The organism is Phycisphaerales bacterium (assembly GCA_035627955.1).
Lineage (GTDB): Bacteria > Planctomycetota > Phycisphaerae > Phycisphaerales > UBA1924 > JAEYTB01.
Map to the genome: position 1 here is coordinate 222,999 of DASPKU010000015.1, position 12,601 is coordinate 235,599.

General features: G+C 67.9%; 11 protein-coding genes. All 11 read left to right on the forward strand.

What is annotated here, in order from left to right; all coding sequences use genetic code 11:
* Positions 1-2: 2 nt before the first annotated feature.
* The 11 genes from flgA to VD997_13720 all read left to right on the forward strand — a co-directional run bounded on the left by flgA (position 3) and on the right by VD997_13720 (position 12,587).
* Positions 3-1,022, forward strand: a complete 1,020-nt coding sequence (flgA, locus tag VD997_13670) for a flagellar basal body P-ring formation chaperone FlgA (protein HYE63040.1) — start codon at positions 3-5, stop codon at positions 1,020-1,022.
* Positions 1,022-1,858 carry a flagellar basal body L-ring protein FlgH gene (locus VD997_13675; protein HYE63041.1) on the forward strand — a complete coding sequence of 279 codons (837 nt, stop codon included), beginning with the start codon at positions 1,022-1,024 and terminating at the stop codon, positions 1,856-1,858. Before flgA ends, VD997_13675 begins: the two co-directional genes overlap by 1 nt.
* Before the next feature lie 202 nt (positions 1,859-2,060).
* Positions 2,061-3,128 carry a flagellar basal body P-ring protein FlgI gene (locus VD997_13680; GenBank protein HYE63042.1) on the forward strand — a complete coding sequence of 356 codons (1,068 nt, stop codon included), beginning with the start codon at positions 2,061-2,063 and terminating at the stop codon, positions 3,126-3,128.
* Positions 3,129-3,206: 78 nt separating this feature from the next.
* On the forward strand, positions 3,207-3,599 hold the full coding sequence (locus VD997_13685; protein HYE63043.1) for a rod-binding protein: 393 nt from the start codon (positions 3,207-3,209) through the stop codon (positions 3,597-3,599).
* Complete coding sequence (gene flgN, locus VD997_13690; GenBank protein ID HYE63044.1) at positions 3,596-4,141, forward strand: flagellar export chaperone FlgN; 546 nt, start codon at positions 3,596-3,598, stop codon at positions 4,139-4,141. The genes VD997_13685 and flgN overlap by 4 nt, the downstream gene beginning before the upstream one ends.
* Positions 4,142-4,232: 91 nt before the next feature.
* Entirely contained in the window at positions 4,233-5,972 is a 1,740-nt protein-coding gene (flgK, locus tag VD997_13695) for a flagellar hook-associated protein FlgK (protein ID HYE63045.1), read from the forward strand.
* Positions 5,969-8,017: a flagellin gene (locus VD997_13700; protein HYE63046.1), complete on the forward strand. Its 2,049-nt coding sequence runs from the start codon at positions 5,969-5,971 to the stop codon at positions 8,015-8,017. The genes flgK and VD997_13700 overlap by 4 nt, the downstream gene beginning before the upstream one ends.
* Before the next feature lie 76 nt (positions 8,018-8,093).
* On the forward strand, positions 8,094-8,546 hold the full coding sequence (locus tag VD997_13705) for a flagellar assembly protein FliW (GenBank protein HYE63047.1): 453 nt from the start codon (positions 8,094-8,096) through the stop codon (positions 8,544-8,546).
* 162 nt (positions 8,547-8,708) lie between these two features.
* Positions 8,709-9,053: a carbon storage regulator CsrA gene (gene csrA, locus VD997_13710; protein ID HYE63048.1), complete on the forward strand. Its 345-nt coding sequence runs from the start codon at positions 8,709-8,711 to the stop codon at positions 9,051-9,053.
* Between the two features lie 105 nt (positions 9,054-9,158).
* Positions 9,159-10,718 carry a flagellin gene (locus VD997_13715; protein ID HYE63049.1) on the forward strand — a complete coding sequence of 520 codons (1,560 nt, stop codon included), beginning with the start codon at positions 9,159-9,161 and terminating at the stop codon, positions 10,716-10,718.
* 348 nt (positions 10,719-11,066) lie between these two features.
* Positions 11,067-12,587, forward strand: a complete 1,521-nt coding sequence (locus VD997_13720) for a flagellin (GenBank protein HYE63050.1) — start codon at positions 11,067-11,069, stop codon at positions 12,585-12,587.
* Positions 12,588-12,601: the final 14 nt, after the last annotated feature.

Below are 12,601 nucleotides of genomic sequence, written 5' to 3' on the forward strand. Positions count from 1 at the left end.
CAATGACCAGGCGGAGACTGGCATGGCTGGCGGCGTTCGTCACGGTGTGCGTGCTGGCGGCGGCGGCGCGGGGGCAGGAGGCCTCGAGCGTCGCGCTCAGGACGCTGGTGCGGGTGCAGGCGGGCGCGCCGGTGACGCTGGGGGATGTTGCGGAGCTGCGCGGCGAGGCCGCTGGTCTGTCCGCGGTGGGTGTGGTCGCTTCGGGCGAGTTGAAGACCGGCTCCCTGCGCGTGGAGCTGTCGCGCGTGCGCGAGCTGGTGGAGCAGAACGGGCGGGAGATGATCGGTCGGACCTCGTTCTCGGGGTCGGCCTGCGTGGTACGGGTGGCGACGGGCACGCCGGGAGCGATGCCGGTGATCGAGGCCGCTGCCCCGGTGGAGAAGAAGGATGCACCCAAAGGCGAGACCGTGCGCGACCACGTGCGGGCGCGGATCGCGCAGGCGTGCGGCGTCGACGCGGCCGACCTGCGCCTGAACTTCGAGGACGGGGCCGAGGTGCTGGACATGCCCACGGCCGGGCGGACGGTCGCGGTTTCGCCGGCGGCGATGGGTGACAAGATGCCGCTGACCGTGCGGGTGTACCGCGCTGATGTGCTCGTTGCCCAGCAGGTCGTGCGGGTCGGCGTGACGGTGCGGCGGACGGTGCTGGTGTCGAGCACGCCGCTGTCGCGCGGCAGCGCGGTGAACTCCGAGAGCCTGGAAGAGCAGGAGCAGTGGCTGGCGCCTTCAGTGGCGCCCGCGACACGCTCGCAGGTCGTCGGCAGCGTCGCACGTGCTCGCGTGGAAGCCGGAAAGGTGATCCTGGCCAAGGACGTCGAGGCGCCGGTCGTGGTGCAACGGGGGGACCTGGTGAGCATCGACTGCGTGTCCGGGACCGTCGTCGTCAGCACGACGGCGCGGGCGAAAGAGGCCGGGCGCGAGGGCGACGTGATCCAGTTCCAGAGCATGAACTCCAAGAAGACGTTCGATGCACGGGTGAACGGCCCGGGCAAGGCGGTGCTGGTGGCGGAGGGAGGTCTGTAATGGCGCGTATGACAGCGATGCTGATGACGGTGGGCGTGTCTGTTGCTGCGGCGACGGGCGCGGCGAATGGACAGAGCCTGCTGCGGCGTCAGCCTTCGCCATCAAACTCCCCCACTGCTCCTGCCGGGCAGGCAGCCCAGCAGCCGAGCGCCCCCGCTGCGTCGCCGGGCATGATGGCGCCCGAGCCGACGAGTGCGCCCATAAAGAGCGACACGGCGCCGAGCACGCCCCCCGCTCAGCCCAGCACTCAGCCCGCGACCCCCACCACCAGTTCCCTCACGCTCCGCAGTGCCAGCCTCATGCTGGTCGAGGCCCCTCAGCCCAAGCCCTACGCGGTGCACGACAAGGTCACGATCATCATCGCCGAGAGCAGCAGCCAGAGCAGCCAGCAGAAGCTGGACGCCAAGAAGGACGCGAGCCTGAAGGCGGCGGTGAACAAGTTCCCCGACCTCGCCATGTTCCTGGAAGGCAACCTGACCAACGTGGGCACGGGCACGATCGCCAGCGCCGACCTGACCGGCTCGCGGAACTTCAAGGGCGACGGCAAGTTCGAGCGGACCGACAAGTTCCAGGACAAGATCCAGGCGACGGTGATCGACGTCAAGCCCAACGGCGTGCTCGTGCTCGAGGCCCGCAAGACCGTGGGGCAGGACAAGGAGATCCGCACGCTCGTGCTCAGCGGCGAATGCCGGCGCGAGGACGTGACGGACAACAACACCGTCCTCAGCAGCCAGCTCGCCGAGCTGACGATCCTCGCCCACACCGAGGGCGACACCAAGGACACCGCGACCAAGGGCTTCCTGACGCGGGTGGTCGAGGGGATCTTCAACTTCTAAGCGAAGAGGAACTTTCGCTCGACGCCGGGACTGAGGAGTCCTCGACGAAGTCCCGGGTTGGGCGCGACGTCCGTTTCACGGTCACAACTGCTCACCCCGTGTCCCACTCGCGCACATCGGTCGCCGCCAACCCGGGACTTCGCCCAGAGCGGCTCAGTCCCGGCGTCGCACGAGGTGGCACGCCCCTTGCGATCCGCACGGCATGCGAATCATCGCGTGCCTTGCGACGCTGGTGCTGACTCTGGCCGCGAATGCGACCACGGTCAAGGAGCTGGTCCGGATCAAGGGCCAGGGGGAGTCGATCCTCCGCGGCTACGGCCTGGTCGTCGGCCTGCCCGGCACCGGCGACTCGGGCAAGGAGCTGGCGGTCTCCCGACCGCTCGCCGAGCTGCTCAAGCAGAGCGGCAACCAGCTCGGCACGCCCAAGGAGCTCGCGAGTTCCAAGTCCGTGGCGCTGGTGTCCGTCTCGGTCACCATCCCCCCCGCGGGCGCCCGCGCGGACGATACCTTCGACGTGCAGGTCTCGGCACTGCTGAACGCCTCCAGCCTTAAGGGCGGCGAGCTGTACCTGTGCGCCCTGCTGGGCCCGGTGCCGGACAAGGACGGCAAGATCTGGGCCTTCGCCCAGGGGCTCGTCGACCTCCAGGACCCCTCGATCACCACCAACGGCAAGGTGCGCAAAGGCGCGCGGATCATCGAGGACATCCTGATGCCCCCGGTGACGGACACCTTCGAGCTGATCATCGACACGCCGTACGCGGGCTGGGCGGCCGCGAGCCAGATCGCGATCGCGATCAACGCCAAGGCACAGCCGCAGGGGCCCAAGGTGGCGGTGGTCGTCGATGAGCGGACCATCCGCGTGACGGTGCCCGAGGCCGAGCGCTCCGACCGCGCGGCCTTCGTCGCCGACGTTCTCTCCGCCGAAGTCAACCAGCAGCTCCTGGACATCCCGGCGCAGGTGATCTGCAACCAGCGCACGGGCTCGATCATCATCACGGGAGACGTCGAGATCAGCCCTGTCGCGATCACGCACAAGGACCTGACCATCACCACGACGGTGCCGGCTCCGCAGCCCTCGGTTGTGAACCCGGTGGTTACGCGGGAGCGGTGGGCGCCGATCGCCCCGCAGGCCAGGCCCAGCGAGATGGCCAAGCTCGCGGACTTGATCCGCGCGTTCAAACAGCTGGATATCCCGGTGCAGGAGCAGATCAACATCCTGCAGATGCTGCACAAGACGGGGAAGCTGAACGCGAAGCTCGTTGTTGATTGAACCATCGCCCGGCCGTCGACACTGAGGCACGGAGACACGGAAGCACGGAGGCGGGAAGTGGGAATGGAGCGGATCGGGATGCCAGGACTGGTGAGCGGGTCCGTGATGGACCCGACCTTGCTGCGCCCGCAGTCTCGGCTGCTCGATGAGCAAGCGGGGTTCGCGGGGGTGATGGCGCAGGCTCGCGGGGGAGATGAGGGCACGCCCGAGCAGCGGGCGCGCACCGCGGCCGAGCAGCTCGTCTCCACCGCGCTGGTGCAGCCCATCTTCAAGCGGCTGCGCGAGAGCAACAACGCCGCGGCCCCGTTCGGCCCCAACCAGGCGGAACGGATGTTCGGCTCGATGCTCGACGCCCGTCACGCAGAGCGGATGGTGTCCTCGCAACGCTGGGGGCTGGTGGATCAGTTGGCACGCCGCATGCTGACGAAGGCTGGAGTGATGCCCACGCCCGCGATTGAGGTTCAGGGATGATTCAAGGTACGAACGCCAACCCGATGAACGCAGAAGTGCTGTGCGAGCGCCTGGAGTCGCTGCTCGACAGTCTCGCGGCCGCCTACACGCGCCTCGGCGAACAGGCCGCGGCCCACCGCGAGGCGATCCGCAACGCCGACGCTGCCGCCATCGGCTTGGCCACCGCGGCTCAATCCCGCAGTGTCGAGATCCTCGCCAAGCTCGAGCAGGAGCGCCGCGAACTCGTGGCGGCCGCGTGCACGCGCTTCGTGCCCCTCGCGGGCAAGCGGGCGACCGCCATCACGCTCACCGACCTCTGCGCCTGCGTGCCCGCCGGCGAGCAGAAGCGACTCAAGACCAGGAGCAACGACCTCCGCACGCTGATCGAGCGTGTGAACGAAGAGACGAACACCATCCGGGCCGCGACTGTCTCGCTGGTGGCGCACATGGAAGGACTCATGCGGCAGGTCGGCCGGCAGCTCAGCCACGCCGGCACGTACACGCGCCGCGGCTACGTCGAAGCGGGCGGCATGGTCGTTTCAGCGCTGGACCTGCGGAGCTAGGAGGAAACAGCAAACGAGCAAATTCGCAAAGGGCAGATGAAGACAGCGCTTCCGATTTGCCCTTTGCCATTTGAACCTTTGCCCTTTACCCATGAGCCTCACCGACGCCATCCAGATCGGCCGCTCCGCACTGTCCGCCGCTCAGATCGGCATCCAGGTCGCCGGCAACAACATGGCCAACGCGGCCACACCGGGCTACTCGCGCCAAGTCGCGCGGTACCTGCCCGCACGCGGCGACCAGTCCATCCCCGGCATTCAGATCGGCAACGGCGTGCTCGTGCGCTCCGTGCAGCGGCAGGTCGACAACGCCCTGCAGGGACGGCTATGGAACGGCGGCTCTGACTTTTTCTCCGCCGCGACGAAGTCCGGCATCTTCTCGCAGATCGAGGCCGCGCTGGGCGAGCTGGGCGACCACGACCTCTCCAGCGAGCTCTCGGCGTTCTTCAACAGCTGGTCGGAGCGGGGCAACCAGACGCAGAGCAGCGCGGCGGTGGTGCAGCAGGGCGACCGTCTCGCGGGGTTCATCAAGAACCTCCGCTCGCAGCTCGTCGACCAGCAGCGGCAGATCGACGACCAGATGGGCGCGACCGTCAGCCGCGGCAACGAGCTGCTGCGGCAGGTCGCGCAGCTCAACGGCACCATCGCGCAGGCCGAGGTCTCTGGCGCGACCGCCAACACCCTCCGCGACCAGCGCGACGGTATCCTCTCCGAGCTCGCGTCGATCATGGACATCAACGTCGTCGACCACGGCCAGCAGGGTGTGGACGTGCTCGTGGGCTCCACGCCGGTCGTACTCGGCGGCGCGGTCCGCGAGCTGCAGGTGAAGCGCACGGTTGTTGATGGCGAGACGCAGATCGCGATCGCTACGGCGGCGGATGGGCAGACGCTGAACATCACCTCGGGCGCGCTGGGAGCGCTGGTCGGGTCGCGCGTGAGCGCCGTCGCCGGCACCATCGACAAGCTCGACCGCCTCGCCAGCCAGCTCATCTTCGAGGTCAACAAGCTGCACAGCACGGGTGTGAACGCCGCAGGGCTGTCGAGCACGATGGGGACGCTGGCGTTCGGGGCTTCTGACCGCAACCTGGCGCTCAACGACGCGGGCAACCAGATCACCTCGCGCCTGCCCTTCGCCGCCAAGAACGGCTACTTCACCGTCAACGTGCGGAACAAGGACACCGGCGCCGTTGAGAGCGTGCGGATCAACGTCGACCTCGACGGCATCAATGCCGGCGGCGCTGCTGGAACGACCGACGACACCTCCGCCGCGGACATCGTCGCCGCGATCGGCGCCATCCCCGGCCTCACGGCGGGCTTCACCGCCGACGGCAAGGTGAGCGTGCAGGCCGCGACGGGCTTTGACTTCAGCTTCGCCGACGACACCTCCGGCGCGGTGGCGCTGCTCGGGCTCAACTCGTACTTCAAGGGCACGGACGGCACCGACATCGGCGTCCGCGCCGACCTGGTCAGCGACCCCGGCCTGCTCACCGCAGGCCGCATGGTGAACGGCCAGTTCGTCGAGAACGGCACGGCCATGGAGATCGCGGGCCTTCAGTCCCGCGGGCTGCCGGGGCTTGACGGCCAGACGCTCCAGGGCCTCTGGCGCGAGAGCGTGCAGGAGGTCGCGGGCCAGGCGTCCGCCGCCGATACCGCCGCCAGAGCCTCGGCCGTGGTGCTCGAAAGCCTGGAATCGCAGCGTGCGGGCATCAGCGGGGTCAGCATCGACGAGGAGTCGATCAACCTGCTCGAGTTCCAGCGGCAGTACCAAGCCGCGGCGAAGGTGATCAGCACGGCGCAGGAGCTCACGAACATCCTGCTGGGGATCATGGGATGAGCAGCATTCCAAACGGGCTGGCACGCGTGTCGAACCTGATGGCCTCGCGCATGGCGCTGGCGAACATCAACCGCTCAAACGTCGGCCTGCTGCGCGTGAGCGAGCAGATCGCCACCGGGCGCGCGGTGCTGCGGCCCAGCGACGACATCATCAGAGCGGCGACCATTTCGGTGCTCGACGATCGGCTCGACCGCTCGGTGCAGCTGCGCCGCAACCTCAGCCACGCCGCGGCCTCGCTCGACGTGATCGACTCGGCCCTCGGCGCGGCCAACGACCTCGCCCAGCAGGCCAAGGGCATCGCCAGCCAGCAGCTCAATGTCGGCAGCACCGCGAGCGAGCGGGCTAGCCAGGCCATCGTCATCGACCAGATGATCCAGAGCCTGCTGAACACCGCCAACACGCAGTCGGTCGCGGGGTACGTCTTCGGCGGCTCCACCACCTCGCGCCCGCCGGTCGAGGCCTTCGGTACCGGCTTCCGCTACCGCGGCGAGGGCTCCGGCCTCATCACCGACCTCGGCCAGGCGAGCGGGGCGCCGATCACCATCGGCGCGACCGCCATCTCCGGCATCTCCGCGCGCGTGCGCGGGTCGGTGGACCTCAACCCCGGCCTGAGCCCGACCACGCCGCTCTCCGACCTCAACGGCGCCCGCGGCCTGGGCGTGGCCCTCGGCACCGTTTCGCTCTCAATCGACGGCGGCGCGCCGATCACGATCGATCTCGAAGGAGCCGCGACCGCGGACGATGTCGCCAAGCGGATCGACAGCGCCGTGCGGCAGTACGAGTCCGATAACGGCGTCACCATCCTCGGCCCTGGCGGCGTGGGCGTTGGCGGCGACTGGTTCAATATAGATGTGGGCGCGGGGCACACCCTGCGGTTCTCGGACGTGGGCAGCGGCACCGCCGCGCTCGACCTGGGCCTGACCGACACGACCCCCTTCGACTTCACGCAGGCAGCGTCGGCGGGCCGCAGCACCGACCCGCGCCTGACCCTCGAGACCTCCATCGGCTCGCTCATGGGCGTCAGCGGCGCGCTCGGCTCCATCCGCCTGGCAAACGCCGGGCGCACGGCGATCGTCGACCTCTCCGGTGCACAGACCATTCAGGACGTGCGCAACCTCATCGAGGGCACCGGACTGGGCGTGCGGGTGCGGGTCAACAGCGCCGGCACCGGCATCGACATCGTCAACGAGGTCTCCGCCGGCAGCGGGGGCGCCCTCTCCATCAGTGAGGTCGCCGGCCAGGGCCACACGGCCACGCGCCTGGGCATCCGTTCGCTCTCGGGTGCGACGCGCGTCTCGGACCTCAACTTCGGGCGAGGCGTGCAGGTGGTCGACGGTGTCATCAACCAGTCCACCGGCATCTATGACCAGGCCCTCAACGACGATATCGAGATCACACTCGGCGAAGGGACCAAGGTCCGTATCGACCTGCGGCCCAGCGATCTCTCCGACATGCAGTCGCTGCTCAGCCGAATCAACACGCAACTTGCCTCGGCCCTGACGATGGCGGGTTTGGACCCGACGGACCTGGTGGCCACGATCCCGGACGGCGCGAACGGCATCGCCCTCGTGCAGAACGCGACATTCCCGGACCCCATCTCGGTCAGGGCGCTCAACAACTCGAAGGCCGCGGAGCAGCTGGGGCTGCTGAACACCACATACGACTTCGGCAGCGCAACTTTGAGGGGTGAGGACCGTGCAAAGGTGCGCGTGGACGACCTGTTCACGCGCCTGATCGACCTGCGTGATGCGCTGCGGGCCAACGACACTTCTGGCATCACCCTTGCTGGAGAGGGACTCGACGCCACCATCGCGTCCCTGGTCGAGACCCGGGGCACGGTGGGCGGCTACGCCCGACGAGTGGACGACGCGGAGATGCGCGAGGTGGAACGAGCCACGACGGACACCAAGGCCCGTAGCGACCTGCGGGACGTGGACTTCACCGAGGCGTCCTCGCGGTTTGCCCTCCTCCAGACGCAGCTGGAAGCGGGACTGAGGATCACGGCTTTGACGCAGTCGAGGAGCCTGCTGGACTTCCTTGGCTGATTCAGATGTGTTGATCGGAGATCGATACCTGTGCCGCCGGGGAGATCGGCGGAGAACCATGGACGGAGCTGACGCAATGGAAGTGCGTACGACACGATTCGGAGTGGTGAGCATCGCGGAGGACCGCGTGATCCACTTCCCCAAGGGCCTGCTGGGCTTCACCAACCAGACCCGCTTCTGCCTGCTGGAGCCGGGCGAGGACGCCTGCTTCTTCTGGCTGCAGTCCATCGACGAGCCGAGCCTGGCGTTCGTGATTACCGACCCCAGCCTGTTCGTCCCCGAGTACTCCGTCCCGATCCGCCCCGAGCAGATGACCGAGCTCAAGCTCAACAAGCTCGAGGACGCCCAGGTCTTCGTGATCGTCAACAAGGTGGACACCACCCTCACCGGCAACCTCCAGGGGCCGCTGGTGATCAACACCCTCACCCGCACCGGCGAGCAGATGGTCCTGGCGGAGCGCCGCTGGACCACCCGCCACCCGCTGGTGAAGGTGGCCACGCAGCAGGTCGCGGCCGCGCTGTCGGCCTGAGCCAGAACCACCCGCAGAGAGCAATGGGGAACCAAAGGTTCCAACCCCCGCACGAATCACCACCGGACAGCCGGCAGGCCGCGCCGCGCCCATCTGTATGGCGCGAGGAGAGAAGGCGGCCCACCCCCGGGCATGGAGGCCCGGGGAGTAAGGAGCGAACTGATGCTGGTGCTATCCCGGCAGCGCGACGAGACGATCATGATCGGGGACGAGATCGAGATCACCGTGGTGGACATCCGCGGCGACAAGGTCCGTCTGGGGATCACGGCTCCGACACGCATCGCCGTTCATCGCAAAGAGGTCTACGAAGCCATCAGGCAGGAGAACGAGCAGGCGGCACGGATCAGCGGCAGCGAGCTGAACGGGCTGTCGGGCGAGATCCTGCCGGGGCCCGCACGGTCCAAGGTCCGGGCGCGGACCAGCGGCCTGGCCAGCCAGGCGCCGCAGACGCCGTACATCAACGGCACCCGGGTTTCGCGGCCCGGCGAGCAGCGCAGGGCCCTGTAAGCAGTATCGATAACGCCCCGCAGCGGGGCTTTTCCTACGCGGGCCGACGCCCGCAGCGTCGGTCTGGTTTCTCGGAGCACTTAGCCTCAATCACGGAGGATTGCAATGGCTAGGATCAACACGAACGTCGCCAGCATGATCGCGCAGGCGAACCTCGGCCGCACTTCCAACGAGATGAACCTTCGTCTGGAGCGGCTGTCCACAGGCCTGAAGATCAACCGCGGCAAGGACGACCCGGCCGGCCTGATCATCTCCGAGCGCATCCGCTCGGACATCCAGGGCGTCAACCAGGGCATCAGCAACGCCCAGCGCGCCAGCAGCGTGATCTCCACGGCCGAGGCCTCCCTCACCGAGATCAACGACCTGCTCAACAGCATCCGCGGGCTCATCGTGCAGTCCTCCAACTCGGGGGCCACCTCCGACGCCGAGCGCGACGCGAACCAGCTGCAGATCGACTCGGCCATCGACTCCATCACGCGCATCAGCAACACCGCCAGCTTCGGCGGCCTCAAGCTGCTGGACGGCTCGCTGGACTACACCCTCTCGGGCGTCCGCTCCAGCGCGATCACCAACGCCCGCATCAACGGCGCGACCTTCAATGGCAGCAGCTCGGTGCAGGTCGACATCGACGTTGTCGCCTCGGCCCAGACCGGAGCCCTGTATTACAGCGGCGGGACCACGCCCCCGGGCGTGCTGCTCTCGGCAATGACCCTCGAGGTCAAGGGCCCCAAGGGCGTGCAGGTCTTCGAGTTCGCCAGCGGCCAGTCGCTGACGCAGGTGATGAACGCCATCAACCGCTCCACCGCCCTCACCGGCGTGCAGGTCGCGGCCATCAACAACGACGTGAACTCGGGGCTGGTCTTCCAGTCCACCACCTTCGGCTCCGACTCATTCGTCAGCGTCAAGCGGCAGAACCCGCCCAGCGAGTCCGCCGACAGCTTCGTCACCTACAAGTTCGCTAACAACGCACCGGTCCCGGGCGCGGCGCCCTTCGACTGGGCCACCTACGTCGGTGCCGGCACGCTCACTCGCTCGGGCGATGACAACGGCCAGGACGTGCAGGCCCTGGTCAACGGCAACCTCATCCGCGGGCGCGGCCTCGAGCTGGTCACCAATATCCCCTCGCTCGCGGCGAGCATCACGCTCGGCAGCGACTTCGCCACCCGGCCCGCGACGGCGACCTCCACCTTCCACATCACCGGCGGCGGCGCCCTCTTCCAGCTTGGCCCGAACGTCACCGCGTTGCAGCAGTCCAACGTGGGCATCCCCTCGGTGGCCGCGTCCCGCCTGGGCGGCGTCATTACCAGCAACGGCGTCGAGTTCCTCAACTCGCTCAAGGAAGGCCAGTACAACAGCGTGCGGCAGTCCTTCCAGCGCCGCGACTTCTCGGGCGCACAGGAAGTGCTCAACGCGGCAATCGACCAGATCACGTCGCTCCGCGGGCGGCTGGGCGCCTTCGAGCGCAACGTGCTGGACACCAACGTCACGTCGCTGCAATCGCAGTTCGAGAACCTCACCGCGAGCGTGTCGCAGATCCGCGACGCGGACTTCGCGATGGAGACGAGCCAGCTGACGAGGGCCCAGATCCTCTCCAGCGCGGGCACTTCGACCCTTCAGCTCGCCAATCAGCAGAGCCAGTCGGTGCTCCAGCTGCTCGGCCGCTAAGCCACCGCCCCCTCACAACCCGTACAGACCGCATCCAGAACCCCTTCAGGGCCCTCCTGAGGGGGCTTTTCTTGCGCGTTTCCGGTAATCCCGCGCGGGCTGCGCGGGATTTTGCGTTTTTTTGGACACACGCCGCTCAACCACCCCCCCGAAGTTCCCGATCCCAACGGTGTTCCTCACCCTGTTGGGTGCGGAATGCGTGGAAGCGGGACGGATCCCGAGTTCACGCGAGTCACGGGCCTGTCGGCGCCGGGCTCAGCGGTGGGACGCGTCAAGCCCACCGCCGACAGTCACCACCGCGGTCGTCCAGCCGCGGAGCTCGTACTCACTGCACGGAGGGTCCTCAGTATGTCTCGCATCAACACGAACGTTCAGTCTCTCGTCGCCCAGCGTGTTCTCTCGCAGAACAACATGGGCCTGTCCACCAGCCTCGAGCGCCTCAGCACGGGCCTCAAGGTCAACCGCGGCAAGGACGATCCGGCCGGCCTCATCGCCAGCCAGAACCTTGAGGCCGGTCAGAAGGGCCTCAACGCCGCCATCACCAACGCCCAGCGCACCGACCAGGTCGCCAACATCGCCGAGGGCGGCCTCCAGGAAGTCTCCGGTCTGCTGACCGAGCTCCAGGGCCTGCTCACCGCGTCGGCCAGCAAGGCCGGCCTCTCCGCCGAGGAGAAGGCCGCGAACCAGCTGCAGATCGACTCGATCCTTCAGACGATCGACCGCGTCTCCAGCGCCACCAACTTCCAGGGCATCAAGCTGCTCAACGGCAACTTCGACTTCAAGACCTCGGGCGTCGCCACCGGCGTGTCCGACTTCAAGGTCAACGGCGCGAAGTTCTCCGGCGCCAGCCTCCAGGTCGACGTGTCGGTGACCGCCTCCGCCCAGCAGGCCGGCCTGTTCCTCTCCGCCGGCGCCACCACCCTCAGCGTGGCCGCGACCAGCTCCTTCGTGATCGAGGTGTCGGGCAGCAAGGGCAGCCGCGAGCTGACCTTCTCCGACGGCACCTCGCTCGACACCATCAAGCAGACCATCAACAGCTTCAGCGACGTGACCGGCGTCCAGGCGACCACCTCGGGCACGGGCATCAAGCTCAACAGCTCCGACTTCGGCTCCAGCGAGTTCGTGTCGGTGAAGGTGCTGCACAACGGCGGCAACAGCGGCCAGACCGGCGTCTACAGCCTCGAGTCTGACGACTTCAACACCGCCGACACCTCGGGCGGCACCCTCTTCACCTCCTCGGCCGCCGCCAACGGCGTGACCGACAAGGGCCAGAACATCGCCGCGACCATCAACGGCATCAACGCCACCACCACGGGCAAGACCGCCCGCATCAACACCGACTTCCTCGACGTGCAGCTGACCCTCGACACCGACACCAGCCAGACCCTGGGCGTGGTGGGCGGCTCCAGCGGCGCCTTCACCATCACCGGCGGCGGCGCCGACTTCCAGCTCGCCGGCAACGTCGACATCGCCGGCAAGGTGTCCCTGGGCATCCAGGACGTCGCCGCCCGCAAGCTCGGCAACAGCACCATCGGCCACCTCGATTCGCTCTCCTCGGGCAAGGCCAACAACATCGTCGACGGCGATGTCGAGGACGCGCAGAAGATCGTCTCCGAGGCGATCAAGCAGGTTTCCGCTCTCCGCGGCCGCCTGGGCGCGTTCCAGAAGAACACCGTCGGCGCCACCATCCGCAGCCTCAACGTTCAGAGCGAGAACACGGCCGCGGCCCAGTCGGTGATCCGTGACGCGGACTTCGCCGCCGAGACCGCGTCCCTCACCCGCAGCCAGATCCTGGTGCAGGCCTCGACCAACATCCTGTCGATGGCCAACAGCCAGCCCCAGTCGGTCCTCTCCCTCCTCCGCGGCTAAACCCCGCGTAGGCG